The following is a 26533-nucleotide window of genomic DNA, read 5'->3' on the forward strand; positions in this document are numbered from 1 at the left end:
AGATCGTTATGCAATTAACTGTCTATTTAGCTGGAGAAATTCATAGCCAGTGGCGTGATGAAATCAAGGAGAAAAGCCAATCTTTGAAGCTGCCAGTGACATATGTCGGTCCAATGGAGAATCATGACCGCTCAGATAACATCGGCGAGGATATTTTAGGTGAGCAGCCGAATGCCATTTTCAAAGATGATGCAGCTTCTGATTTGAACAATTTTCGTACTGAAATTTTATTAAACAAAGCAGATGTCGTCATTGCACGCTTTGGTGAGAAATATAAACAGTGGAACACAGCCATGGATGCATCTGCTGCGATTGCAAAAGGGAAACCTCTTATTTTAATCCGTCCAAAAGAGCTGCACCATCCGTTAAAAGAACTCTCAAACAAAGCAAATATCACTGTGGAAACCGTAAACCAAGCGATCAAGGCGTTATCTTATGTGTTTGAACAGCAATAAGAAAAAAGGCTGCTCTCATTGAAGAAGCAGCCTTTTTCTATTCTATTTATACTTGTTGGTAAATAGTATCCACTGTACTTTGATCACAATTTTTAACAAGGCGGACAATTAACTCTTTAGCCGCTGCGTAATCATCCACATGCAAAACAGAATGACTTGTATGAATGTAGCGTGCGCAAACCCCAATGACGGCAGAAGGCACACCTTGGTTTGAAATATGAACACGTCCAGCGTCCGTACCACCCGGTGATACGAAATATTGATATGGAATGTTGTTTGTCTCAGCAGTATCAAGCACAAAGTCTCTCATTCCGCGGTGCGTAATCATTGTCCGATCAAAAATACGCAGAAGTGCACCTTTTCCAAGCTGGCCGAACTGTGTTTTGTCACCTGTCACATCGTTTGCAGGACTCGCATCTAAAGCGAAGAAAAGATCTGGCTGAATCATATTCGCAGCTACCTCAGCCCCTCTAAGCCCTACTTCCTCTTGAACAGTTGCTCCTGAGTACAGCTGACATGAAAGTGTTTCGTCTTTTAATTCTTTTAATAATTCAATTGCAAGGCCGCAGCCATAGCGGTTATCCCAAGCCTTCGCTAAAATCTTTTTTGGATTCGCCATTGGCGTAAAAACCGTTGCAGGAACGATTTGCTGTCCTGGACGAACGCCAAGCTCTTTCGCCTCTTCTTCACTGTCTGCACCAATATCAATAAGCATATCTGACGGCTTCACAGGCTTGCTTTTTTGTTCTGGCGTCAGAAGGTGAGGAGGTGTACTAGAGACGACACCAGGAATTGGCCCGTGATCGGTATGGACGTCCACACGCTGCGCCAGCATGACTTGACTCCACCAGCCGCCAAGTGTTTGAAAACGAATCATCCCGTTTTTCGTAATCGATGAGACCATGAATCCGACTTCATCCATATGACCCGCTACCATAATTTTCGGTGCGTTTTCCTGCCCCTTGCGTACGCCAAACACTCCGCCAAGACGGTCTTGAATGAGTTCATCAGAATATTTCTCAAGTTCCTTTTTCATAAAAGCACGCACATGGTGCTCATTTCCTGGAGTTCCCTGTAATTCTGTTAAATTTCGGAAAAGCGACAATGTTTCTTCGTTCATTCTACAGTTTACCTCGTTTCTATGTAATGACCATATATATTCCTATAAAAATAACACTCACTTTATACTATAAGAATTCTTTCGGTTTTCCAAGTATCTCTCCAGAAATTTTGAATATGCTTTCAAGTATTCGGATTCCTTAACATCAATGGACAAGTTTTGTATAATGGAAAAAACAGCAATACGGAGGTGCAGCACGTTGAAGTTAAAACATGTTCTGATTGGTGCGAGTATTGGCGTAGCCGCTGCAATTGTTGCAAAGAAAGTATTTTTCCCTACGTATATCTCATCTGAAAAAGCATTAAAAATTGTGAAATCTGCTTTTAAACAGCGCGGCCCTATTGATGGCTCTTGGATTTATACTGTACCAGAACCGTATACCGTAAATGGTGAAACGATTGATGTGTACAAATCTGGCATCACCCGCTCTGCCTTTGGCGAGCTTGAACAGTATGAAGTGATGATTGATGCCAAAACTGGCATGATCGTGGATGTCATTGATTCTGTTGCTTGATCAAGAAAGCTTCGCAAAGACGTGTCCTTGCGAAGCTTTTTTTATATGGCTTTGATTTTTTTGTACACAGGATGCCACATAGCGTCCTGCACAGCCTGAATAAGATCATCAGGCGTTTCTTCTGCTATTCCTTCATCAATTGCTGCCTGCGCCACACGGACGGCCACTGTCGCTGAAACGGTTCGAAGCTGATCGACACTTGGCAGCATCGCTGCACCCGGCTTCCCAACATTGACCATGCTTGCAATGGCTTCAGCACTCGCAACAAACATACTGTCTGTCATCAACCTGGCTTTTGACACAATTGTGCCTAGACCAAGTCCTGGGAAGACAAGGGCATTATTCGCTTGTCCAATTTCATATGTGACACCGCCATACTCGACAGGAGCAAATGGACTTCCCGTTGTCACAAGGGCACGTCCTTCAGTCCACTCGATCAGATCTTGCGGCTTTGCTTCTGAAAGAGGGGTCGGATTCGACATCGGTAAAATCGCAGGGCGCTCCACGTGTGACGCCATTTCTTTTACAATTTCCTCTGTAAAAGCGCCTCCGACAGTCGAGGTGCCAATTAAGATCGTTGGTTTCGCCTGCTTGACGACCTCTAATAGATCAATCGAATGCTTTGGACCATTACGGGCATAATCCTTTACTTCGTCAGAACGTCTTGCATACGGCTTTTGAAATGGCTGAATGTCAGGTGAATCATCTGTGAGCAGCCCCGTTTTATCAATACACCAGAAATGATCGTAGGACTCCTCTTCTTTGACTCCGTCTCTGACGATCGCATCACGGATTTGCTCGGCTATGCCAATACCTGCCGTACCCGCTCCAAAAATAACAATACGGTGATCTTTCAGCGGAACTTTCGAAGCTTTTGCACATGCTAGCACTGCAGCAAGTGAAACGGCGCCAGTCCCTTGAATGTCATCGTTAAATGTACAAATACGATCCTTATATTTTTCCAATATCGCACGGGCATTCTTTGTCCCAAAGTCTTCCCAGTGAAGGAGGGCGTTTGGGAAAGTAGCGCGGGCAAGCTCGACATATTGATCAATGAACTGATCATAGCGCTCTCCTCGAACGCGGGAGTGCTGATTTCCAACATAAAGCGGATCATTCAAGAGACTTTCCTGGTTCGTTCCGGCATCAAGCACTACTGCCAGCACGCGGCTGGGATCAATGCCTGCTGCAGCTGTATAAACAGCAAGTTTCCCAACTGAAATGGCAATCCCGCCAACGCCCCAGTCTCCAATGCCTAAAATGCCTTCTGCATCAGTTGCAACGATTAAGTCGATTGATTCATCGACACCATAAGAGGCAAAAATCTCCTCCATGCCTTCCAGATCATCAATCGATAAATACAGACCTCTTGGCTTTCGATACTCATGGCTATAACGCTGAATAGCCGTTCCTACAGTCGGCGTGTAGACAATTGGAAGCATTTCCGCCAAGTGCTCATTAAGTAATTTGTAAAAAAGCACTTCATTTCTATCATGAAGTGATGTTAAATACACATTTTTCCCTAGATCATCCGGCTGTGCCTTGAACTGCTCATATGCACGCTTTGCCTGATCCTCTAAGGTTAAGACCTTAGGCGGAAGAAATCCCTTTAACCCGAGCTCCTCCCGCTCTTCCTTTGTAAATGCAACCCCTTTGTTTAAATAAGGGACTGACATGACTTCCATCCCTCTTAATGGTGTTTCGATCACATCACCATGTACACGATAAAATTGGTTCACCTGCACTCTTCCTTTCACAAGTTCATTTTGTCGTTATTTTGTGTGAAAGGCGAAAAAAACATACAGATGATCTTTTATCTTCCTGTTTCTCTTTTGATTTCGTGTGTGATCTGCCCATCTTCATCCCATTTTACAGCACGATAAATGGCATCATGATAAAACAAGTACCACGCATTTTTTTCTTCTGCAAATGCCTGCCACTTTTGCTTGGCTGGAATCGAGGTCATTGGGTAATCATCATATGCCAAAACCCAAAGTGGATTTTTATGAGCATGTGTTGGCATGATATCAGCTAAATGAATCGCTGTTTCACCCTCACTTGTGAGCGTTAAAATGCTATGACCATTGCTGTGTCCGCCAGTATGATGCAGCTCGATGCCTTCTGTCACTTCGATGCTTTCTTCAAATGTGACCACTTGATCTGCCACAGCCTCCCAGTTTTCTTTCCAATATGTATTTCTTGAGCGAATGTTCGGCGCTCTCATTTCATCCCATTCGACTTTCGATGTGATGATTGTTGCCTGCTGAAAAACAGACACGAGCCTTTCGCCTTCACGTTTTGTTAATCCGCTGGCATGATCGAAGTGCAGATGTGTCATCAATACGTAATCAATATTTGATGGACGCAGGCCAAGGGCTGCCAGAGATTCTTCCAATTTGGTTTCCTCTGTCACGCCGTAATTGCGTTTTTGTTTATCTGTCAGCTTCCCTGATCCGATGCCGGAATCCACTAACAGATGAAGACCCTTCCACCGAATAAGAATTGGATCACATCGTAATTCAATTTGATTGCGGTCATTTACCGGGTATTTTTTTGACCATAATGGCTTTGGCACGACACCGAACATCGCTCCGCCGTCCATGTGCGTATCTCCCCCGTTTAACCAAAATAGTTCCATTTCACCTATTTTCATTGTCTCCATTGCTGTCATCCCTCCTTTTTCTATCGTAGCAAATACAGCCAAAAATCGCATGCACCAATCTTTTCATAAAAAAAGCTGGCTGCCATTTTTCTTTGCAGCCAGCTTGATATCACTTGTTATTCTGGGAATTTGACTTCTGATCGATAGATCGGTTGTCCCATAGACGAGAATTTCTCTTCATATTCAGTCATCACGTTTCCTTCTAAGCCGTCTTCATGTAAATCGAGACTGACATACGTTAAAAGAAGGCCATATGCAGAAAAACTTTTTAAGGAATATTCAAATAACCCGCGGTTATCTGTTTTGAAATGTAACTCACCGCCTGGACGGAGAATATGTTCATATCGCTCTAAAAAGGTTTTAAACGTCAATCTGCGCTTTTCGTGTCTTGCTTTTGGCCACGGATCAGAGAAATTCAAATATACCCGGTCAATCTCATTTTCCGCAAACACATCTGTCAGCGTCTCAGCATTGATGTTCAAAAGCTTTACATTTTCAACATCTGTCTCTTTGACTTTATCTACTGCCGTCACAATAACACTTTTAAATAATTCAATGCCAATATAGTTGATATCAGGATGAAGCTTGCCCATTCCAGCAATAAAGCTCCCTTTCCCTGTCCCAACTTCGATATGGATTGGATGATCATTTCCAAACAGCTCATGCCATTTCCCTTTATATTGCTCGGGACTTGCTAAAGCAATATGAGCATTCTCAGCTAAGTAATCATCAGCCCATGGTTTATGTCGCATTCTCAATTTGATACACCTCTATTTTCTTTACATTTTATCAAGATACCATGAAACATAAGGACCCGCAAGACAGCATCTTCTATGTCCATATAAAAAGACCAGCCCTTCGCTTGAGCTGGTCTGCCGCATGTATAAATTGGACGCTGAATGCACAGTTTAACCTCATAAATGACACGCAGGAAAGGAGCATTTGTATGGGTTTAAACCGTCAACATCAGCTTCAATTAATCAAAGATATTTTAACCGATCACCAGCTGGATTGCTGCGGGACTGTTGCAGAATATGAACAGGTGGGACGCGTGATTCAATTAATGCTGGCAAAAGAAGATCTGGATGCTGACATTCGTCAGCTGTTAACAGATATTTATGATTACAGCCAAAAGGGCACCTCTGTCAGTTCAATTGATGCACATATTGAGGAGCATCAATCACATCTGTCTGAGTGGGTCGAGAACATTCCACTGTCTTAATGGATGTTTAACCGTTTTAAGAGTGCATTTAGCTCCGCTTGCACTTCTTTTTGCGCCTTTTCATTCCCTTTTCGTTTATGCCAAACGACAAACGATACGGTTTCAGCGAGCACGTACCACGCCATACGCTTTCGCAAATTGTCCGTCAGCGGGGCGCCGTACATAGAGAGCCAGCTTTCCCAGTTCTCTTCCTCAACATAATGGTATAAAAGCGGTCCAAGATCAATTGCTGGGTCTGCAATCATCGCCCCATCCCAATCGATCAAATAAAGCTGGTTTTCATCTGTCAGCAGCCAATTATTATGATTGAGATCGCAATGACAGACGACCTTGTCCTCAAAATGGACAGCCTCCACATGCTTCTCTAAATACTGGATGGCACGCGAAATGTCTTGTGAATCAATTTGCTCGTTTAATATGGACTGTTTCAGATGCATCAGAATGGATTCTGGGTCTAGAGAGTGCTTCTCTAATCGTTTCAGCATATCGAGCAATTCTTTTGATGTATGAATTTTTCTTAGCTGCTCTGCTACAGGACGATCATTCATGTCCTTTGGCTTCAGCTCTCTGCCGCTCAGCCAGTGCTGTGCAGTAATCACATCTCCATTTTCCATCCGTTTTGTCCAGACAAGCTTCGGCACAATGCCTTCAGCTGACAAAACCGCAAGAAACGGTGACGTATTGCGTTTTAAAAATAGCTTTTGGTCATTGTGTGTTGCGAAGTACGCATCTCCCGTAGCGCCTCCAGCCGGAGAGATGTGCCATTCGCTACCTAATATTTGTCCCAACCAGTTCATATCAATTTTCAACCCATCATTTCTTAAAATATTTTAAATCTTGCTTTTTTAGTCGACAAAATTCAGCCGATTGAGGATCAATTGGCTGTTTCTTTTTTTATTTATATGATCATAAAAACAAAAAGGACAGCTATTGAGAATGAGATGCTAAACAATAGCCGTCCTATAGATTTTATCGTTACCTTCTTATACTCGTCAAGCAAAACTAAAAAATCAGGACAAGAACCTTACGAAAAAGAAGGCTTTTTTCACGGTTCTTTGACTGCGGATATACCGCAAGTTATTTAAGCACGTAATTTTAAGGATCGTTCACTTGCCTTTACAAAGACAGGCGTTGCGCCGATCACTTCTCCATCTGCGTGAAATAAGATTTTTTCATCTGCTTCTAAAAACGCTTCCTCATGCTGAAACAGGGTAACCCCCTTCATCCCAAGGTGCTTTCGAAACACCATTGCACTTAGAAACAAGAGGACTTTGAATGGATTCAAATCTGTGACAACCATCGTTTGAAAACCTGGCTGCCTTGCACTCACTTCCGGCGCTGCTTCCAGCCCTCCCCCATAATACGGGTGATTACATACGATCACAAACCACACTTGGCGAAAGACTTTCTTCTCATTTTCAATAAATAGCGCAAGATCAAAGGGCTTAAACGACCATAAAGAATGGAGAAATGACAGAGGATAGATGATAAAGCCAAGCCCCAGCCGTTTCAGCCACTTCTTCCCTCTAAAATGCACCGTTTTCCTCAGTACATGTGCGTCAAACCCCACACCGATATGATTGAGAAAGAGAACAGATTGCGGACTTTCGGCATGATCTTGAAAGGAGCCGAGAGAAAATGTTTTGGTGAGCATTCTCTTTTGCTTTCTCACTTCTTTTAGGACATCATGACGATGGATACCGAGACCCTTCGCAGCATCATTCCAATGACCAGCAGGGACAAAACTAAGCTGCACATGATCGATTTCCTTTAAGCCATTCAGTACTTCATGAATGGTGCCGTCACCGCCAATAACAATCAAGCGCTTCAGCCTGTCATCCTGCATGGCACTGATTTGTCTTGCCAAAACTTCGGCATGGCCTTCATGCTGGGTGAGAAATGATCGATAAGAGACTTCCACCTTTTGTAATTCTTTCTCTATGCTCCTCCATGTGCGGAGTCCTTTTCCATGTCCTGCTTCTGGATTAACGATAAAGTACCATTCATTCATATATTAGCTCCACTCAGGTGTCATTTTTCGTGACCTTCCATCATGCCTTTAATCGAGCCATTCCTGTCTTCTTTTGCTGTCTGATTCACCATAAGCAAGCAATGCCTTTGTCGCCTTAAATTGCTGATGCTTTGTCGGCGCCGTATTTTTCCGCTGCTTTTCAAACCACTCTTCTGCCTTCTTCTTATCGATAACCTCCATCCCATATGGAACTTCAGGTAAATCAATATAAGAGGTTCGGCTGATGAGGATTTTTTTCACAGGAAGGTCTACACCACTTTGCTGTAAGATCTTTGACACGACGGTGCCAGAGCGCAAAAGGCTTGCACAAGGATTCAAGACAGACTGTACAGCTTTCCCAGTCGCCCGTTTTTCCCAAAAACGTTCCTTCGTTCCAATATAGACGCTGTCTGGCTCGGCCTCTAAGAAGGATAAACAGATCACTTCGAGCGGCGTGATGAGTATCGGACATAATTCCATCTCAGCTTTTTGAATGAGCAGCACCGGCTTGTACATCACAAAATAAGAATCCGGAAGCTGCCTTGCAAGCATCCGCAGCTTTTCATCATACCGAATATGATGGGAAACGGTTGAAATATGTGAAATCGTCGAACTCGCCCATTTTAATTGCACTTCAAAGAGATGATCCTTAAAAAAGTGAATCAGCTTCGTTTCATCGGTAGGAACGTTTCTGAAAACCCCTTGCTCTATATCTGTCGGCTCGTTAAAAAGACTCAGGTCCCGTTCCTTTTTCATATCGGCTTCTTTTTGCTTTCTCTTTAAGGAGAATTTCTTTCTCTTTTCTTCCTCTTGTTCTGGCGCTTGTTGAAGAATTTGATCAAACGGTTGCTGCGCCTCCTCTTTTGAAGCCTTTTTTAACTCATCCCATCTTTGTTTTTTCAACCGATTGAATTGATTGATATAGTGATGCGGGTCTTGTTCATATCGTGATATATAATCTTGAATTTTGATTATTTGCGCCATCTGCTGCTCACTCCAACTTCTAGAATCATTTATGTAGTGTAAATTGTTTGATTGCGTGATAACGAGGGGTTTCTTTCGGACGTATTTCAAATAAAGTGATACGAGAAACCTCCATCACATATGGCTCTTTGCGTAATGGTGCTTGCTTTTCATAAGGATCATCCGCATTCCATTTGCGCGCAATCGTCATATGCGGATGAAACGGTCTCTTTTCAACAGGGTGTCCTGCTGACAAGACGGCTTCCTTTACCTTTTCTCTTAAATGCATGAGCGGCTCACTTTCATGAGGCTTTGCAAAAAAGACTCTTGGGCGTTCTTTCGCACCAAACTGCCCTACCTCATTCAGCTCTAGTGGAAATGCAGACGCTTCATTTGAAAGGATGTCAAGCAGGTGGATGATCTTTTTTAAACGCTCTTCTGGAATGGAGCCTAAAAAGATAAGGGTCACATGATAATCATGTGGTGCTGTCCATTTTTGAAAGAACAGTCCGCTCCTTTGATCAATGTCTTGTTTGATTTGATGCGCAAGTTGTTCAGGGATGTGAATCCCTATAAAATAATGACGGTTTTCTGACACAATATCACCTGTCCTTTTTTAACAAACTTTACGAATCCCCATTGATGATAGTATAACTAAAGAAATGCGGAATGAGAAGAAAGGGTGTCATCTGATGAAAGTTGCACAAAATATAGCGGAGCTGATTGGCGATACACCGCTTGTTAAATTACAGCGGCTTCAGCCAGAAAATGCGGCGGCTGTTTACTTAAAGCTAGAATCATTTAATCCCAGCGGAAGTGTAAAAGACCGCGCGGCTTACAATATGCTCATCGAAGCAGAAAAACAAGGGAAGCTCACAAAAGGAACAACCATTATTGAGCCTACGAGCGGGAATACAGGGATTGGTTTAGCCATGAATGCCGCCGCAAGAGGCTACAAAGCCATCCTTGTCATGCCTGATACGATGACAAAGGAAAGAATCAATATTTTGAAGGCATACGGGGCGCACGTCGTCTTAACCCCAGGAGAAGAAAAAATGCCAGGCTGTATCCGCAAGGCTGAGGAACTGGCTGCTCAAATTCCTCATAGCTTTATTCCCATGCAGTTTGACAATAGAGCGAACCCAGATGCACATAGAGGCACAACAGCAGTCGAAATTATGGAAGCTGTGAAACAACTTGGACAGCCCTTTGGAGCCTTTGTCGCAACAGCTGGAACTGGCGGTACTATTACAGGAACTGGAGAGGAATTAAAAAAGGCATTCCCTCATTTAACCATCCGTGTGGCAGAGCCTAAGGGTTCCCCTGTCTTATCTGGCGGGAAACCTGGGAAGCATAAACTCGTTGGCACAAGCCCAGGATTTATCCCCCATATTTTAAACGAGCACGTCTATGATGACATCGTGCAAGTAAGTGACGAAGATGCTTATCAGATCACACGGCAGCTTGCTAAGCTTGAAGGAATTTTAGTAGGCCCATCCTCTGGGGCGGCTTGCTATGCAGCCATTGAAACAGCCAAGCAATTGCCGGCAGATCAAATTGTGATCTGTATGACAGCAGATACGGGCGAACGATACTTATCAAGTGATGTTTTTCAAGATTAAAAAAGGAACAGGGCAATGAATCCCTGTTCCTTTTTCTTCATTTCACGGTTAAGATATTTTGACTGATTTCACCTCAGCCTGTTCCCCTCTGATCAGTAAAGCCTGTTCATCAGTAAGCGGACATAAATCGAGCGTCTGCTGATACTTCTCTGTGATTTGCTGCGCAGCCTCGCCTAAATAGGCATTATGCATATGCGGTACTGGATAGCAGCTTATTTCATTGACACCTTGAAATGATGAAAGCTCCGGCGCCTTCTTTTGATCATCCATCAGGGAGATATATTCAATGCTTGGCGCCATGATGATACTCCCCGCAGATTCTCCGATGTACAGCTTGCCGTTGTTGATTTCTTCTTTCAACACGTCATCGAGACGATGCTTTCTTAACTCCTGCAATAAATAAAAAGTGTTGCCTCCTGAAACGTACATCACATCATTTTGTTTAATTATCTGCGCGATCTCTTCAGCAGACTGTTCATCTATCTGCACAGTCTCAATTTGCATCCCTAATTGCTGAAAGGCTTCCTTCGCTGCCTTTACATAGTGCGTGACTTCTTCTACAGCACTTGCCGTTGGAATGAAAGTCACGCGCTTCCCTTTTAAAGATTCACCCGCAAAGTCAGATAAGAGAGAATAGCTGTCTTTGAATGAAGAGCATAAGAACATTTTTTTCACTTTGAATCCCCTCTTCTCTTTTCCAATTTCTATTTTGCTAATTCATACATGGCTTGTGCATAAAGAGCTGTTGCTCTCAGCAAGTCATCAATTTCAATATATTCATCCTTTTGATGGGCGCAGTCTGGTCTGCCAGGAAATAAAGGTCCGAAGGCAACGCCTGCTTCTAAAGATCTCGCATACGTTCCTCCCCCAATGGCAATAAGGGTTGCAGGATCTCCCGTTTGTTCCTCATATACCCGCTGCAAGGTTTTCACAAGCGGATGATCTTTTGAGACGTGATGCGGAGGACTGTCTTCGAATTTTAGAAGAGCCGCACCTTTGATGCTTTCAATTCCTTTTTTGACGTCCTTGCCGTCTGCTGTCACTGGATAGCGGACATTTAACCCTAGCTTTGCTTCCTCATTCTGTTTATAGCGGATTGTCCCAACATTCAACGTCAAATCTCCACTAATCTCATCTTTGCAAGCAATTCCCAGCTTTTGTCCTCTTGTATCCTGATCAAATAAAGCGTTGATTTGGGAAGTAAAGGCAAGTCCCTGCTCATCTAATTCGTGTCCGCATAAGAAATTCGCCATATGAATGCCCGCATTTGTCCCATGCGCCGGCTCCATGGCATGAACAGATACCCCTTTTAATGTAAAATGCAGTCCATCCGCTGCGCTTTTTACCTCACCAGATAATTGATGATCAGCAAGATAGGCTTCGAAAGCTGTTTTTATTAATTCAGCATCGTGTTCCTGTGCACAAGTCACAGTAGCAGCTGCCTCATCTGGCACCATATTGAGCCTCATACCCGATGTAAATTGCTTTAGCGTATAGCGCTGATGATTCGCTGTTTGTTGATATGTAAATGACAGGGTGGCATCAATAATCCCTTTTTCCGCATGAATAATCGGAAAATCGGCGTCTGGTGCAAATCCGATTTGCGGCATCGCCTCATGCTTGAAATAATGGTCCACACAGCGCCAATCGCTTTCTTCATCTGTTCCAATGATCATTCGAATTTTTTTCGACAGCTGCAGACCAGTATCTTTTAAGATCTTCAGCGCATAAAATGCCGCCATGGTTGGGCCTTTGTCATCAATAGCCCCGCGTGCAAAGATTTTATTTTCTCTGATGTCAGCTGAAAATGGCGGGGTTGTCCAGCCGTCGCCAGCAGGCACCACATCCACATGACACAGCACACCTACAATGTCTTCGCCTTCCCCGTATTCAATATGACCTGCATAGCCGTCGACATTCTTGACTGTGAAGCCTTCGTCTTCCCCTTTTTTCAGCATATACTTGAGGGCATCATCGACTTTTTCACCAAATGGCTTTCCTTCTTTGCCGCCTTCTTCATCAAGGACACTTTCAATTTGTAAAAAAGATTGTGTGTCCTGAATCAAGTCGTCTTTTTTTCGTATTACTTCAGCTTCCCAATTCATTTTTCCATTCCTCCTTGAAAAAAGGTTGCAATCCACCCTTAAAACGAATATTATATTAATTGTTTTGTAATAATGTTCGTAAATGGAGGATTTTATGTTTCAGTTAAAAGAAAATCAAACCAACATAAAGAAAGAAATCATCGCTGGTATGACGACATTCTTTACCATGGTCTATATTGTTGCCGTCAACCCGGGAATTCTTTCAAAAGCAGGTATTCCTTTTGACCAAGTCTTTACTGCAACAATCATCGCTGCTGTTGTCGGTACGCTCTGGATGGCACTATTTGCAAATTATCCGATTGCCATTGCACCAGGCATGGGGCTAAATGTCTATTTCACCTTTACCGTTGTCGGCGGTGGCGGCATCAGCTATCAAACAGCGTTTAGTGCGGTATTTGTTGCTGGTATACTCTTTATTATTTTATCGTTAACATCCCTTAGAAAACAACTGATTCAAGCCATTCCAGATAATTTAAAGTACGGTATTACAGCAGGAATCGGGCTTTTCATTGCATTTATCGGCCTCCGTCAGTCTGGGATCATCGCTGCTGATCCAGAAAACCTTGTGAAGCTTGGCAATTTAAGCTCGCCTGTTGTCATTTTAACGCTTGTTGGCTTAATGATTTCGGTTATTTTAATGGTTCTTCAAATAAATGGTGCACTGTTTATCGGCATGTTAGCGACCACATTGATTGCGCTCGCAACCGGCCAGCTTCATTTCCCTAAAACACTGATGGACATCCCTGCACTGCCTGAAGGCATGCTGATTACAAATCCAATCGCTGCCTTTGGTGACGTGTTCTCTCATCATTTGTATGCTGTCGTCTTCTCCTTCTTACTGGTGACGATTTTTGATACAACAGGCACGATGATCGGCGTTGCCGAACAAGCGGGATTAATGAAAAATGGCCAGCTGCCAAAAGTGCGCAGAGCCCTGCTCGCTGACTCTGCTGCAACGACGGTTGGTTCTATGTTTGGTACAAGCCCAACCACTGCTTATATTGAATCATCATCAGGAGTAGCTGCTGGCGGAAGAACTGGGCTGACGTCTTTAACGGTCGCTGCACTGTTTATTGTGGCATTATTTTTTTGCCCGCTCGTTCAAGCTATTTCTTCTTTACCATCGATCACATCACCTGTTTTAATCATTGTTGGCTGCTTGATGATGAACTCGGTGTCACGCATTCGCTGGAACGAACTAGATGAGGCATTCCCTGCTTTCCTTGTTATTCTTTCGATGCCGCTGACTTCTAGTATCTCTACAGGAATTTCACTTGGATTTATTTCATATCCGCTTGTGAAATTGGCAAAAGGGAAATGGAGAGAAGTACATGTGCTTGTTCTCATCTTTGCGGTCTTATTTTTCATTCAGCTCTTTTTCTTAGAAGGATAACAGAAACAAAAAAGGCACATCCTCACATGGAATGTGCCTTTTTGCCTTCACTGAATTTTTTATTTTGTAAATTTTCTGTGTTTATTTTTCGGAATTTGAAAATGCCAGCTCCAATCGTATCCCTTATCATTATTGGGTTGTAACCGGATTCAAATCATGATATATACCATATTTTATTTCATGAAGACAAGTTTAAAAACACGTAAAGTTGACTTTTTGGTGGAACTAGATGCATAATAACGTGTATAATAGAATAAAACATTAAGAAACACGAACATTTACCATTGTTGCTTGTCCTTATTTTGCAGTTTTAGTGTAGTAAGTTGTGGTTAGTCAAGTCCATCCGATCTTATTGATAGGGAGTGGTTTTTTGAAACCTTCAACAAACCGTATGATGACTCGAATCAAATCAGTCTATATGTTCATTCAAGAGAAAGGTCTTGTGACGACACAAGAGCTGGTTGATGAATTCGGGATCACACCTAGAACCATTCAAAGAGACTTAAACGTGCTTGCCTATAACGATCTTGTTCATAGTCCAAGCAGAGGCAAATGGGAAACAACGAGAAAAAAAGTAAAAATATCATCTTAAGCGTATAATGAATTGTCCATATAACAAAAAGAACCGGCGATATGCCGGTTCTTTTCTTTTGCAAATTGTTGACGAAGGGCTAAAATGATTTTTATTTTAGCCCTTTGTCTTCTTTACAGCGTGATAGAAAACCTTTGAAGTCTAGGAAGAACGAGCACTGGCGCGGAGCGAATTTAACATTCGTGAGCACCAGCGCGCAGGACTGACAAAGAATGCGAGGGTTTGTCTACACGCTGAAGAACCGGCGATATGCCGGTTCTTTTCTTTTGTTCTTATGTTATTCACGATTCATTAAGCTGTCTAATTCTTCATCCGTCAATTCACGGTACTCTCCGGGTGCTAGTTCTTCATCTAAAGAGACAGCCCCCATCGAGAGCCTTTTTAAAAAGATCACTTCATTTCCCACCGCTTGCGCCATTAGCTTCACTTGATGGTACTTCCCTTCAGTAATCGTCAAACGGATGCGTGTATCTTCCTCTTCATTTGCATCTACTTCCACCTTTGCCGGCTTCGTGTGATAATCATCTAAGATGACAACGCCCTCTTCAAGACGCTTAATGTCTTGATCTCCTAAAGGATATTTCAAATGAACTTCATACGTTTTTGGCACATGCTTTTTTGGAGAAAGTAATTGATGAGCAAGCTGTCCATCATTTGTGAGGAGAAGGAGACCGACCGTATCCTTATCCAGTCTCCCCACAGGGAATGGCTCCCTTGCGATATCCTCCGGCTCAAGTAAATCGACAACCGTTTCATCCCGCAGATCTTCAGTCGCCGAGATCACCCCGTCTGGCTTGTTCATCATTAAGTAAATGAATTCTTTATATTCTACACGCTCTCCGTGTACGAGTACTTCATCATTTGATGGATCAACATGATCTTTCACCTGCTTTGCCACTTCTCCATTCACTGTGACCGCCCGGGCTTTGACAAGCTTTTTCACATCTTTTCTTGAACCAAAGCCGCTGTTAGCAAGTAATTTATCAAGCCTCATGAATATCTACCTCTTCTTAACTCTTTTTTCTTAAAAATTTCGGCATACGGCTGCCAAGTACACGCTCTAGTAATCCCACCTTATAAGACAAGTACATATACACACCGCCGCCAGTGATCATGGAAATCAAAATGACGATACCCGCTTGTAAAATTCCGTCTTCATAAGAAATTACTTGGTTCACAAGCTGACTTGTCAAATATGCCACGACAGCCATGATCGCCGTTAAAATACCAATGAGAATAAAACGTTTGAAAATTCTGCGGAACGAATAGCCGGCATGGCGTTTAATCATGATAAACATATACAAGATGGACGCACTGTAGCCTAATGCTGTTGCCAATACAGAACCATTTCCTTGCAGCCAGCTGATCAGCGGGATGTTCAGAACCGTTTTAATAATGATCCCTAACAAAAGACTGACGATCGCAAATTTTTGTTTGTTGATCCCTTGCAGAATCGCTGCATTGATGGTGAATAAAGAAAACAATAATGCAACAGGTGCATACCAGAACAAAATGGAGATCCCAATCTCAGGATGAACAGACGGATAGAAAAACCAATAAGCCGGTCCAGCCAATGCCGAGATACCAAATGAAGCAGGCAGCACGAAAAATAAAATGACTTGCATCGTCTGATCAATTTGTCTATTGAGCAGCTTGTAATTACGTGCTGTAAATAATTCCGTAATCGTCGGAATCAATGTTAAGCCAAACGCTGTGGCAAGTGACACAGGAATCATCACGACCTTCGGTAAATATAACGTCACAATGGACAATACCGCTGTACTAATATCCTGATGTCCGGATGCAATCATCGCTCTGTTAATTGTGTTTGTATCGATATAAGAATAAATTGGAATCGCAAGTCCAACAAATACATACGGCGCCGCATAGCTAAACAGCTCTGTAAACATTTGCTTATAAGATAAATCAGAGTGAGCGCCTGTATTCGGCTGCATGGCCAAGAGCCGGTCCTTCCGCTTCAGCCAATATAAATAAAGCGTGAATAAACCGCCAAATGCACCGATCAGAGCCGCAAATGTTGCATATCCGACAGCAATGACAAGCCCGCCGTCAAGCACCTTTAAAATAATAAACGTCGCCGTTAATAGGAAGATGATTCTGACAAGCTGTTCAATCACTTGGGAAACAGCTGTCGGTCCCATCATGGAGTGTCCTTGGAAGAACCCGCGTACAAGACTCATGATCGGTACAACCAAAAGACCTAAGCTGACCATTCGAATCACATATACTACTTGATCGACAGTCAAACCGCCTGTTTCATTTGATCCGCCAAGCTGAATCTTGGCAAAAATCGGTGCGGACAAATATAAAATAGAAAAGGCGATCATCCCGGTGACAAGCATGACCGACATACCCGCCCTGAACATTTTTCTTGTTGTCTCATAATCGCCGATCGCATTATATTTGGAAACAAATTTTGATACCGCTGTTGGAAAACCAAGCGTAGCGATACTTAAAAAGATCGTATACTGATTGTATCCATATTGGAATAGCGCACCACCAGTAGCTCCAACCATTGCGCTAAATGGAATTAAATAAATCATACCAAGAATTCGAGAGAGATACGTCCCTATCGTTAAAACCAACGTACCACGAAGCAGTTTATTAGACATGCGCTTAACCACCATTTTTCTAATGAATATTCAACTTAACTATTTTACCACATCAATTCAATACACAGGTAACAAATCCAATACGGAAGTCACAAAACCAATCAATTCATATTTCAGCCTTCCCTAATCTTCGTTATAATAGAAAAATGACTGAAAGTAGAAAGAGGAATGTAACATGAAACATTATGATGTCATTGTCATTGGCGGCGGACCTTCTGGGCTGATGGCCGCGATTGCATCAGCAGAGCACGGTGCGACTGTTCTGTTAATTGACAAAGGAAACAAACTTGGCAGAAAGCTGGCCATTTCTGGCGGCGGACGCTGTAACGTCACCAATCGCCTTCCAGTAGAAGAAATCATCAAACATATTCCCGGAAACGGCCGTTTTCTATATAGTGCATTTTCTGAGTTCAACAACGAGGATATTATTTCGTTTTTTGAAAACCTTGGCATTGAACTAAAAGAAGAAGACCATGGACGTATGTTCCCTGTCTCAAACAAAGCACAATCTGTTGTGGATGCCCTTCTAGCCAGGCTCCGAGCCCTCAATGTCACCATTCGAACGAACGAAAAAATTAAAACAGTTCTGTATCAAGACGGACAAGCAGCTGGAATTGTTACAAATAATGATGAAAAAATTTCAAGTAAGTCTGTCGTCATTGCTGTCGGTGGAAAAAGTGTGCCGCATACCGGCTCTACTGGTGACGGCTATGCATGGGCAGAAGCAGCCGGTCATACCATTACAGAGCTCTTCCCAACAGAGGTACCGGTCACATCCGATGAACGATTTATTAAAGAAAAAGTGCTTCAAGGTCTTTCTTTAAGAAGTGTGGCTGTCAGTGTTTTAAATAAAAAAGGGAAACCCGTCGTCACACATGTCATGGATATGATTTTTACTCACTTTGGTTTATCAGGTCCAGCTGTTCTTAGATGCAGCGGATTTGTTGTGAAGGAATTGAAAAAACAACCGACAGTCCGCCTGCAAATAGACTTATATCCGAAGCTGAATGACGAGGAGCTGTTCCAGAAGCTTCATCGTGACCTTAAAGATGAACCGAAGAAAGCCATTAAAAATGTCCTCAAGTCTTGGATGCAAGAACGCTATTTATTGTTTCTGTTAGAACGGAACGGGATTGATCCACAAGACACATTCTCTGGTCTAGCCAAGGATAAACTGCGTGCATTTGCCCATGATTGCAAACATTTTATTGTGCATGCAAATGGTACGCTATCCTTGGACAAAGCATTTGTGACAGGAGGCGGCGTTTCTGTGAAGGAAATTGAACCGAAGAAAATGGCGTCTAAAAAAATGCCAGGTCTTTATTTCTGTGGAGAAATTTTAGACATCCATGGCTACACAGGCGGCTACAATATCACATCAGCACTTGTGACAGGCAGGCTTGCCGGCATGAATGCTGCACTAGAAGCAAAGGAGAGAGATCAATGATCAGACGTGCATTACCGATTGTTCTTGCGGTCGTTATCAGTTTGACAGCCGCTGTTTTCTTGAAGCTGTCCATTACCCCGTTAAAAGTCGCCATTGTTTTGGCGTTTACCATTTTCGCCGTATGTTTAAAAGAATATGTCTACCGTCTTCGCAAACGGATTGAGGAAAAATCGTCTTCCCATATCGATAGTTGATAAATGGAAGCAAAACATGTTACGGTAAAGTAGAGGTCGAGTGAGAAGCTCGCCTCTTTTTGTTTGAAATAAGTTGAGTTAGGGGATATTAAGCGAAGTCCTCTGCTTAAACGTGTAGAACAACAGGAGAGTGAGATGGTGTGAAAAACGTATCAAGTGTATTTTGGATTGTGATTGCGATCACATTTGTTGCCGTGATGTGGGGAGCGTTTTCTCCAGACACATTGCAAAATGTCACAGATCAAATTCAAACATACATTACAAATGACTTTGGCTGGTATTACTTGTTAGTGGTATCACTGCTTGTCGGCTTTTGTCTATTCTTTATCTTCAGCCCAATCGGTAAGATTACGCTAGGAAAACCGGGGGAAGAGCCTGAATTTGGTTTATTTTCTTGGTTTGCTATGCTATTTAGTGCCGGTATGGGAATTGGTCTTGTTTTTTACGGAGCAGCTGAACCGATCAGCCACTATGCTATTCAGTCACCAACAGGGGAGACTGAAACTGCGCAGGCCTTCCGCGATTCCCTTCGCTATACATTTTTCCACTGGGGGCTTCATGCATGGGCTATTTATGCCATTGTTGCACTTTGCATTGCTTACTTTAAATTTAGAAAAGATGCACCTGGTTTAATCAGTGCAACACTACAGCCCGTTTTAGGAAATAAAATTCACGGATGGATCGGTAAAACCATCGATTGTATTGCGGTATTTGCAACCGTGGTTGGTGTTGCAACAAGCCTAGGATTAGGTGCGGCACAAATAAATGGTGGATTGAATTATCTTTTTCATATTCCAATTGCCTTTAGCACACAATTGATCATTATTATCATTGTGACGGTGCTTTTCCTTGCATCTGCTTTAAGCGGGATTGGAAAAGGCATTAAATACTTAAGTAATATCAATATGGTATTAGCAGCTGTTCTGATGTTTTTCTTACTTTTGGCAGGTCCAACTGTTTTTATCTTAAATTCATTTACTGACTCGATTGGGCAATACTTATCCAATATCGTTCAAATGAGCTTCCGTCTATCTCCAAATGATCCTGAAAAGAGAGAGTGGATTAATGGATGGACGATCTTTTATTGGGCTTGGTGGATTTCTTGGGCTCCATTTGTCGGGATCTTTATCGCTAGAGTGTCACGCGGACGAACGATTCGGGAATTTTTAGTGGGTGTCTTAGTCGCTCCCTCTATCCTAGTCTTCCTATGGTTCTCGATTTTCGGTGTATCTGCGATGGACTTACAGCAAAAGAATATTGTCGATGTTGCAGGTCTTTCAACTGAAACGATGCTCTTCGGTGTACTGAATGAATATCCGCTGGCGATGATTACATCGATTCTAGCACTCATTTTAATCGCCGTATTCTTTATTACATCGGCTGATTCAGCTACATTTGTGCTTGGAATGCAGACAACCTACGGATCATTGAACCCTTCTGGCAGTGTCAAAGTCAGCTGGGGCATTATCCAATCGGCTGTTGCTGCTGTGCTTTTATTTTCAGGGGGACTTGAAGCCTTGCAAAATACAGCCAAGCTCGCAGCCTTACCGTTCTCCGTTGTCATCATATTGATGATTGTCTCGCTGTATAAATCACTAAATGATGAACGAAGAATCATCAAACAAACCAATCAAGTCAATAAACCACGAAGTCCAAGAGTAAAAAAAGCATAATCGCAAGCGAGAAAAAGCCGTTCCTTATTCGAACGGCTTTTTTCTATATATACAATTTAAGATTGTCGCGAGCTTAAGGATTCCTTTAAAATAGTGATGAATCATCACTTTCTACATAATGGAGGTTTATATGACGTTACCTACGTTCAAGTACAACCCAGATCCAGTTTCATTAAACGTAATTAAAAAAGAGCATACGACATGTCCTGTTTGTGAGAAAGAAAGAGATTTTGCGCAATCGTTCAGTATGTCGGCTGGAAAGAGATTGAACATCTAGAGGAAGAACTCGCCGAGGATATCGAAGACATTTGCAGCGGAGAAGGATTAACAAAAGAGAACTTAAAGAAATGGCTCGTCAACGGAGGAGACTTACAAGGCTACCTTTTTCAATGTGTTCACTGCAACAAGCACCGGTTATATATTGACGCCAGCTAACCAAGGAAAAAGGACCCTTCAAGCAGGTCCTTTTTTGATGCCGTCTATTTTTTATATAAAATGAGTGCAGAAAAACAGTAGAGCTGTTCCCCTCCCTGCTCACAGATCACCGCTACATTGTACTTGATGTCAATGATTTGGTCGTCATCCATTCCTTTTAAAAAATGATTAATTTCGCTCTGCAAATCTTTCTCATGCTCTTCATCAAATACAGCTACCTTTAGCACCTATGCCACTCTCCCTTCTCTCGCTACTCTATCTTTATGCACATAGAGAGAGGCATATGAACAAAAAAACCTTTCATCGTTAAGATGAAAGGCCTTCTATTACAGCTTCGGTTTTGTTTCTCCTGTCCAAGCCAGCATCCCGCCAACGACATTTGTCGCTTGGTAGCCTTGATCTTCTAGGTAATAGCAGACATTTTCACTACGTTTACCAGAGCGGCAAATAATATAATATTCCTGCGTTTGATCGAATGCATCCAGCTTCTCAGGGATATCGCCCATTCGAATGTGAATAGCTTCCGGGATCATCCCTTCTGCTACCTCTTCATCCTCACGTACATCGACAAGCTGAATGGCATCTTCCTGCTCCAGCTTTTGTTTTAATTCTTCTATTGAAATTTCTTTCACTGACACGACTCTCATCTCTCCTTTTCATTACGGTGACACCATTATAGCAAATGATTCACTTCACTGCGTATTCACCCGTTTCGATTGAAGGAAAGACGGCAACCGCTTTTTCACTTCGGCTGTCTCGTGCTCAATTTCAAACTCTACCTTTTTAAAGACTTGATAGGCCAGCCACATATGACCGTAGGCGAGTATGCTCACACTAAAAAACGGCACGATTCCCGGTAAATAAGCAAACAGAACAAACAGCACAGCCGAGAAAACAAGCATAGAGAGTGTATATTGCAAGTATGAGATACCAAGCAGAAGAGAGAATTTCAGATAGAGACGTTTTTTCCAATCGTAATGAGCAAGCAGCGGAAAAATATAAAATAAGCTCACAATAAACAGAAAACCGAAAATATATATAGCAAAGCGAAGCACATGTAAGAGCCAGCTCGTCGGATAAATATAAGCAAGGTCGACATAAATAATCGTTCCAATGATGAATAACACCACTCCAATGATGTTAGAGCGTACAAACTCCTCCCTGAATACCTTCCAAAAAGTGCGGAATACATTGACTTGCTCATGACCTTGAATCCACTTTCTCATCACGGAAAATAACGCAGTGGTCGCGGGCATCAAGCCAAAAACGCCAAGCCCTAGAATGGTGAACAAAAGCCATAACAAATTCGTATAGGCGAGTCTCATCACCCACTCACACATCCTCAGCATTCTGCTCATTGAACCGTCATGATCCATCTCTTTCCCCTCCTCTCTTTCTCTTTACACCGTCTCTTTATGAAACAATTCATCGATTTCAATTGGGCGTTTTTCTGTGACAGAGCGCCACATGCCTTCCCCAAGAGCAATCGAATAAGCTCCTGCCTCTGCTCCTGCTAAGATGTCATAGTGAATCAATGGATCTTTTCCTATAAATAAATCAGCCAATAGCAGAGGATCTCCGCCGCCATGTCCGCCTGGTAGCTTTACAACTTCAATCGTCTCCTTTGATCCAAACATCGGGTAATAAGAAATTGTTTGTTCTGGGAATTGAAATGGAATTCTTGATGGCACATGAAACTCATTTGTTTCAATACGCCCCTTCGTCCCATTAATGGCCAGACGATAGCCTTCATATGGGGCTGAGAATTGAATCGAATAGCTGAGCAGAGCCCCTTGATCATAAGCGACTGACGCCACATATGTATCCTCAATATCTATTTCCTGATCAAAAATGCAGGCATCCGGGCGATAGTTTGAGTACTGCTGCGTTTGCTCCTGACCGGATTCAATATGGTCGTCCTCCACCTTCGAGCGCTCAACCCGCGGATTCCACCTTGCTTCATAGTGACATATATCCTTCACATGACATGTTCCACAAAATCTATTTTCCTCCCCCTGCAAGGGATTCCAAGGGCTTTCGCTGCCGTAATAGTTCAGCGCCCCGTAGGCAAATACTTGTTTCGGCTTTTGATCAATCCACCAGTTGACCAGATCAAAATGATGCGTCGACTTATGAATGGACAGTCCGCCAGAAAATTGACGTGTACGGTTCCACCTTTTGAAATAACTAGCACCATGATACGTATCAATAAGCCAGCTCAGTTCAACAGATGTGACCCTTCCAATTTTCCCGTCTAGAATCAGTTCTTTTACCTTTCGATGGAAAGGATTGTAGCGATAATTAAAGGTGACCGTGACCTTCCCTTTACTTTCTGCCTCTTTTTCCATCACTTTTTTGGCGTCTTTTGCTGTTGTCACCATCGGCTTTTCGGTGATGACATCTAGATCATGGTCAAGTGCCTGCATGATATATGTGACATGTGTGTCATCCCTGCCTGCCACAATGACGATATCTGGTTTTGTTTCTTTGACCATCTGATCAAATGCATCTTCATGAAAAAACGAAACGCCCCGGAGTGATGGAAAACGCTCCTGACAAAGTGTATACCGCTGAAGATCTATATCTAGGAGCCCTGTAATCCGATAATGCTCATTGAAATCCTCTGTGAGCGGTTGAATAAACATATTGAACGCACGATGGCTCAGCCCGCAAATCACGACCCGTTTCACATTCCCCACCTCATTTTCTATTGGTTTTCACGAAGCTGTTTCATAAGAGACAGTGCCTCTTCCGTCTTGTCAGCATACACGGGAATGAAAGCGACCATATCTCGGTGTAATTGAAAGGGATAGCCGTTGAGTTTTTTCTTTCCTTTATTGATTTGAACTGCATAATCGACCGTTTTCCCTGTTTTTTTGTCCTCGACCGTATATGGTCCTGCTGCTTGATCGCCTATTTTCATCTCTTCCAGCAGCTGAAAACTTTCAGGATCATCATACGTTCTAAACATTTCTTCTGGAACAAGCATCACGTCCCCCTCTTTTGAGGTAATTTCAACAAGAAGCTTTTCAGGAATCGCCGGAAAGATGTGAACGCTATAAGTCTCTTGTTCCGGCTGAAAAGCCTTCTCCACTAATTGATCTTTCATTCCCTTTGACATATCAGAAAAAATCAGGACATCGATCCCGTTTGTTTTCCCCTGACAAGCAGATAAACAAATGGCAGCGATGAAACTGATGAGCCATACGGCGGCTCTTTTTTGCCTCCTCATGCCTTTTGAAAAACAGACAGCTTTTCTAGCTCAGTTAACGCCATAATAAAAGCGCCTGCCCCGTGCAAGTCATTTGTGCTACGCTCTCTTCCAACGTAGTAATCATAAAATCCCGCAGATGTTCCGATACAAATATCATGGATGGTAAAATCACCATTTTCTTTCTCAGCCGTCTTATGCTGAATCAAGCCTTGATATGCTCTGACCACATGATCAACATAACGGGGGCTCACATACCCTTCATTCATGGCCTTTGCCATGGCGTACATGAATAAACACGACCCCGAGCTTTCAAGCCAATTGTCACTGTGATTTCCTTTATCAATGATTTGATGCCAGAGACCTGTCTTTTGATCCTGGTACTTTGCCACACTTTCCAGCATGTCTGTCAGCGTTTCCTTCCACACCTTCCGCCTTTCATGCTGCCCTGGCAGATCCTCGATCATATCTGCTAATGCAAGGACATACCAGCCAAACGATCTTGCCCAAAACTCTGGGGAACAGCCGGTCTTTTGATCAGCCCATGGCATCGTTTTTCGTTCATCCCACGCGTGATAATACAGACCTGTTTGTTCATCTTTTGTATGTTTTCTCATGAGATGCTCTTGATGGATGACCATATCCACTAGTGACTCTTCACCTTTAAGCTGAGCATACTTTAAGGCAAAAGGACCGCCCATGTAGAGACCATCGAGCCACATTTGATAAGCATAATTGTCTTTATGCCAAAATCCGCCCTCAGACGTGCGGTTTAGCGTACGATAAAGTCCGCGCAGCTTCTCCGCCGCCAGCACATACCGCTTCTCTCTCGTTCGTTCGTAAAGAGGGAATAAAATGAGTCCTGCTTGAATCGCATCAAGCTCATCCCTGCGAAATAATAAATTTCCGTACTCATCAATGAGTGAGTCCGCATAGTTTTTCACATAATCGAAATACGCCTCGTTCCCTGTTGCCTCATATAGCTTCATGACGCCGCAAAGGAAAACCCCTTGATGATAATGCCATCTTCCAGCTGGTGGCAGCTCAATCGGTGTATACGCTTTCATAATGGTTTGTGCTAATTTCTCTGCATGCTCAAGCGGTGATCCCTTTTCAATCGATAAAGTCATTCTTCCTCATCTCCCTTTTTAATAAATACCTTCTTCCCCAAATTTCTTCGCTAAACGGTTTGCCAGCATGACCAAAATAAGTCCAACGGCTGCTTTAAATAAACCAACAGCGGTACTATAGCTGAATTGTCCTTGCTTAAGACCTGCTGTATAAACGTACGTATCAAAAATCTCTGCTACTTCCCGGTTCGTTGCGTTCAGTAATAGATAGACATGCTCAAAGCCAAGCTCAAGCGTATCACCGATTTTTAAAATAAGCAGAACCACAATGACACTTTTAATGGCAGGAAGTGTGATGTGCCACATTTGTCTCAGTCTCCCGGCCCCATCCATTTTTGCTGCTTCATATAGCTGCGGATCTACCGCTGTAATCGCCGCAAGGTAAATGATTGTTGACCATCCTGCTTCCCGCCAGATTACCTGTAAAATGTACATCGGTCTAAACCATTCCTGACTAAGAAGGAAATTAATCTTTTCTCCTCCAAAGAAAGCAATCAATTCATTCATTAACCCGCCATCTACTGTTAACAAAACAAAAGATAAGGACACGACAATCACCCATGACATGAAGTGAGGGATATAAATCATCGTCTGTACAAATTTCTTAAACAATGCCAATCTCACTTCATTTAAAAGAAGAGCTAATAAGATCGGAATTGGAAAGAAAATCACGACATTCATGGCAAATAAAATCAGCGTATTTTTTAATAAGATGAAAAATGTTGGTTCTGTAAACAATCGAATAAAGTGTTTGAAGCCAACCCACTCACTGCCAAGAATGCCGAGAAACGGCTGGTAATCTTGAAAGGCAATGATGAGCCCCCACATTGGCACATATTTAAAAACAATAAAATAAATGAGCCCCGGCAAAATCATTAAATACAAAAATTTTTGACTTAGCAATTGATTAAGTAAGCGCTTTCTTTTTTCACTTTTCAAAGCTGCCGCAGGCACACCCTTGGCAGTGACATCCTCTGTTTTCATTAATAAAGCCTCCCCTCATGCTCATGCATGTGTTAACTGTATCTTAAGGATGAAAAATCCGTCTACAATCATATCAACAGATCATATTTTCATAGGTGATGCTACTCAAAACGTTACATAAAACATAAGAAAATGATCCTAATCTCAGAAAATGATTATTGACAAAC

30 protein-coding genes are annotated in these 26533 nt (G+C 42.7%); 11 read left to right on the top strand and 19 right to left on the bottom strand.

The window, feature by feature from the left end; translation table 11 throughout:
- Window positions 1-8: 8 nt before the first annotated feature.
- Entirely contained in the window at window positions 9-455 is a 447-nt protein-coding gene (locus EV579_RS09440; protein ID WP_133744313.1) for a YtoQ family protein, read from the top strand.
- Window positions 456-501: 46 nt separating this feature from the next.
- Here the strand turns inward: EV579_RS09440 and EV579_RS09445 are convergent, their stop codons facing one another.
- Window positions 502-1575, bottom strand: coding sequence for a M42 family metallopeptidase (locus EV579_RS09445; protein WP_024426183.1), 1074 nt, complete (start codon window positions 1573-1575; stop codon window positions 502-504).
- 199 nt (window positions 1576-1774) lie between these two features.
- Between EV579_RS09445 and EV579_RS09450 the strand changes: the two genes are divergently transcribed.
- Window positions 1775-2089, top strand: a complete 315-nt coding sequence (locus EV579_RS09450; protein ID WP_003217759.1) for a PepSY domain-containing protein — start codon at window positions 1775-1777, stop codon at window positions 2087-2089.
- Between the two features lie 41 nt (window positions 2090-2130).
- On the opposite strand, the gene EV579_RS09455 is transcribed toward EV579_RS09450, so the two are convergent.
- The 3 genes from EV579_RS09455 to trmB all read right to left on the bottom strand — a co-directional run bounded on the left by EV579_RS09455 (window position 2131) and on the right by trmB (window position 5509).
- On the bottom strand, window positions 2131-3828 hold the full coding sequence (locus EV579_RS09455) for an NAD-dependent malic enzyme (RefSeq protein ID WP_073207028.1): 1698 nt from the start codon (window positions 3826-3828) through the stop codon (window positions 2131-2133).
- Between the two features lie 74 nt (window positions 3829-3902).
- On the bottom strand, window positions 3903-4751 hold the full coding sequence (locus tag EV579_RS09460; RefSeq protein WP_133744314.1) for a YtnP family quorum-quenching lactonase: 849 nt from the start codon (window positions 4749-4751) through the stop codon (window positions 3903-3905).
- 116 nt (window positions 4752-4867) lie between these two features.
- The gene (gene trmB, locus EV579_RS09465) at window positions 4868-5509 is read right to left on the bottom strand and encodes a tRNA (guanosine(46)-N7)-methyltransferase TrmB (RefSeq protein ID WP_133744315.1); all 642 of its coding nucleotides are present in this window, start codon (window positions 5507-5509) and stop codon (window positions 4868-4870) included.
- A gap of 188 nt (window positions 5510-5697) precedes the next feature.
- On the opposite strand from trmB, the gene EV579_RS09470 reads away from it, so the two are divergent.
- Window positions 5698-5973, top strand: a complete 276-nt coding sequence (locus EV579_RS09470; RefSeq protein ID WP_024424867.1) for a YtzH-like family protein — start codon at window positions 5698-5700, stop codon at window positions 5971-5973.
- On the opposite strand, the gene EV579_RS09475 is transcribed toward EV579_RS09470, so the two are convergent.
- The 4 genes from EV579_RS09475 to thpR form a co-directional block, all read right to left on the bottom strand.
- Window positions 5970-6770 (bottom strand): phosphotransferase family protein, encoded by an 801-nt coding sequence (locus EV579_RS09475; RefSeq protein ID WP_024424868.1) that lies wholly within the window; start codon window positions 6768-6770, stop codon window positions 5970-5972. The genes EV579_RS09470 and EV579_RS09475 overlap by 4 nt on opposite strands.
- 284 nt (window positions 6771-7054) lie before the next feature.
- Window positions 7055-7984: a YegS/Rv2252/BmrU family lipid kinase gene (locus tag EV579_RS09480; RefSeq protein WP_133744316.1), complete on the bottom strand. Its 930-nt coding sequence runs from the start codon at window positions 7982-7984 to the stop codon at window positions 7055-7057.
- 48 nt (window positions 7985-8032) lie between these two features.
- A complete protein-coding gene (locus tag EV579_RS09485) occupies window positions 8033-8968 on the bottom strand; it encodes a hypothetical protein (protein WP_044332394.1) in 936 nt (311 codons plus the stop codon).
- A gap of 25 nt (window positions 8969-8993) precedes the next feature.
- On the bottom strand, window positions 8994-9545 hold the full coding sequence (gene thpR / locus EV579_RS09490) for an RNA 2',3'-cyclic phosphodiesterase (protein ID WP_133744317.1): 552 nt from the start codon (window positions 9543-9545) through the stop codon (window positions 8994-8996).
- A 94-nt stretch (window positions 9546-9639) separates the two neighbouring features.
- On the opposite strand from thpR, the gene cysK reads away from it, so the two are divergent.
- The gene (cysK, locus tag EV579_RS09495) at window positions 9640-10569 is read left to right on the top strand and encodes a cysteine synthase A (RefSeq protein WP_133744318.1); all 930 of its coding nucleotides are present in this window, start codon (window positions 9640-9642) and stop codon (window positions 10567-10569) included.
- Window positions 10570-10617: 48 nt separating this feature from the next.
- Here cysK and EV579_RS09500 read toward each other — a convergent pair whose 3' ends face one another.
- Together EV579_RS09500 and pepV are read right to left on the bottom strand one after the other, a co-directional pair.
- Window positions 10618-11244 (bottom strand): Type 1 glutamine amidotransferase-like domain-containing protein, encoded by a 627-nt coding sequence (locus tag EV579_RS09500; RefSeq protein ID WP_133744319.1) that lies wholly within the window; start codon window positions 11242-11244, stop codon window positions 10618-10620.
- Between the two features lie 29 nt (window positions 11245-11273).
- On the bottom strand, window positions 11274-12674 hold the full coding sequence (gene pepV / locus EV579_RS09505) for a dipeptidase PepV (protein WP_133744320.1): 1401 nt from the start codon (window positions 12672-12674) through the stop codon (window positions 11274-11276).
- Window positions 12675-12768: 94 nt separating this feature from the next.
- On the opposite strand from pepV, the gene EV579_RS09510 reads away from it, so the two are divergent.
- Both EV579_RS09510 and EV579_RS09515 read left to right on the top strand, forming a co-directional pair.
- A complete protein-coding gene (locus EV579_RS09510) occupies window positions 12769-14067 on the top strand; it encodes an NCS2 family permease (protein ID WP_133744321.1) in 1299 nt (432 codons plus the stop codon).
- Between the two features lie 370 nt (window positions 14068-14437).
- Window positions 14438-14659 (top strand): DeoR family transcriptional regulator, encoded by a 222-nt coding sequence (locus EV579_RS09515; protein WP_008356419.1) that lies wholly within the window; start codon window positions 14438-14440, stop codon window positions 14657-14659.
- A 277-nt stretch (window positions 14660-14936) separates the two neighbouring features.
- On the opposite strand, the gene EV579_RS09520 is transcribed toward EV579_RS09515, so the two are convergent.
- Both EV579_RS09520 and EV579_RS09525 read right to left on the bottom strand, forming a co-directional pair.
- Complete coding sequence (locus EV579_RS09520) at window positions 14937-15653, bottom strand: pseudouridine synthase (RefSeq protein ID WP_073978721.1); 717 nt, start codon at window positions 15651-15653, stop codon at window positions 14937-14939.
- Between the two features lie 16 nt (window positions 15654-15669).
- A complete protein-coding gene (locus tag EV579_RS09525; protein WP_025092401.1) occupies window positions 15670-17292 on the bottom strand; it encodes a putative polysaccharide biosynthesis protein in 1623 nt (540 codons plus the stop codon).
- A gap of 175 nt (window positions 17293-17467) precedes the next feature.
- On the opposite strand from EV579_RS09525, the gene EV579_RS09530 reads away from it, so the two are divergent.
- The 5 genes from EV579_RS09530 (at window position 17468) to EV579_RS19150 (ending at window position 21041) form a co-directional block, all read left to right on the top strand.
- A complete protein-coding gene (locus EV579_RS09530) occupies window positions 17468-18739 on the top strand; it encodes a BaiN/RdsA family NAD(P)/FAD-dependent oxidoreductase (protein WP_133744322.1) in 1272 nt (423 codons plus the stop codon).
- Window positions 18736-18933: a hypothetical protein gene (locus EV579_RS09535; protein ID WP_024424878.1), complete on the top strand. Its 198-nt coding sequence runs from the start codon at window positions 18736-18738 to the stop codon at window positions 18931-18933. The genes EV579_RS09530 and EV579_RS09535 overlap by 4 nt, the downstream gene beginning before the upstream one ends.
- 140 nt (window positions 18934-19073) lie before the next feature.
- Entirely contained in the window at window positions 19074-20606 is a 1533-nt protein-coding gene (gene opuD / locus EV579_RS09540) for a glycine betaine transporter OpuD (protein ID WP_133744323.1), read from the top strand.
- 130 nt (window positions 20607-20736) lie between these two features.
- Window positions 20737-20883 (top strand): CbrC family protein, encoded by a 147-nt coding sequence (locus EV579_RS19145; RefSeq protein ID WP_243837400.1) that lies wholly within the window; start codon window positions 20737-20739, stop codon window positions 20881-20883.
- Window positions 20871-21041 (top strand): CbrC family protein, encoded by a 171-nt coding sequence (locus EV579_RS19150; protein ID WP_243837406.1) that lies wholly within the window; start codon window positions 20871-20873, stop codon window positions 21039-21041. Before EV579_RS19145 ends, EV579_RS19150 begins: the two co-directional genes overlap by 13 nt.
- Before the next feature lie 44 nt (window positions 21042-21085).
- Here the strand turns inward: EV579_RS19150 and EV579_RS09550 are convergent, their stop codons facing one another.
- The 7 genes from EV579_RS09550 to EV579_RS09580 all read right to left on the bottom strand — a co-directional run bounded on the left by EV579_RS09550 (window position 21086) and on the right by EV579_RS09580 (window position 26366).
- The gene (locus EV579_RS09550; RefSeq protein WP_024424881.1) at window positions 21086-21268 is read right to left on the bottom strand and encodes a sporulation protein Cse60; all 183 of its coding nucleotides are present in this window, start codon (window positions 21266-21268) and stop codon (window positions 21086-21088) included.
- Window positions 21269-21367: 99 nt separating this feature from the next.
- On the bottom strand, window positions 21368-21679 hold the full coding sequence (locus EV579_RS09555; protein ID WP_024424882.1) for a rhodanese-like domain-containing protein: 312 nt from the start codon (window positions 21677-21679) through the stop codon (window positions 21368-21370).
- 54 nt (window positions 21680-21733) lie between these two features.
- Window positions 21734-22417, bottom strand: coding sequence for a YesL family protein (locus EV579_RS09560; RefSeq protein WP_133744324.1), 684 nt, complete (start codon window positions 22415-22417; stop codon window positions 21734-21736).
- Window positions 22418-22441: 24 nt separating this feature from the next.
- Window positions 22442-23731, bottom strand: a complete 1290-nt coding sequence (locus EV579_RS09565) for a Gfo/Idh/MocA family protein (RefSeq protein WP_133744325.1) — start codon at window positions 23729-23731, stop codon at window positions 22442-22444.
- Between the two features lie 17 nt (window positions 23732-23748).
- Window positions 23749-24273 carry a hypothetical protein gene (locus tag EV579_RS09570; RefSeq protein WP_024424885.1) on the bottom strand — a complete coding sequence of 175 codons (525 nt, stop codon included), beginning with the start codon at window positions 24271-24273 and terminating at the stop codon, window positions 23749-23751.
- Window positions 24270-25382 carry a glycoside hydrolase family 88/105 protein gene (locus EV579_RS09575; protein ID WP_133744326.1) on the bottom strand — a complete coding sequence of 371 codons (1113 nt, stop codon included), beginning with the start codon at window positions 25380-25382 and terminating at the stop codon, window positions 24270-24272. The genes EV579_RS09570 and EV579_RS09575 overlap by 4 nt, the downstream gene beginning before the upstream one ends.
- A gap of 18 nt (window positions 25383-25400) precedes the next feature.
- Window positions 25401-26366 carry an ABC transporter permease gene (locus EV579_RS09580; protein ID WP_024424886.1) on the bottom strand — a complete coding sequence of 322 codons (966 nt, stop codon included), beginning with the start codon at window positions 26364-26366 and terminating at the stop codon, window positions 25401-25403.
- Window positions 26367-26533: the final 167 nt, after the last annotated feature.

The sequence above is a fragment of the Bacillus sp. BK450 genome, assembly GCF_004364885.1.
Taxonomy (GTDB): Bacteria; Bacillota; Bacilli; order Bacillales; family Bacillaceae; genus Bacillus; species Bacillus safensis.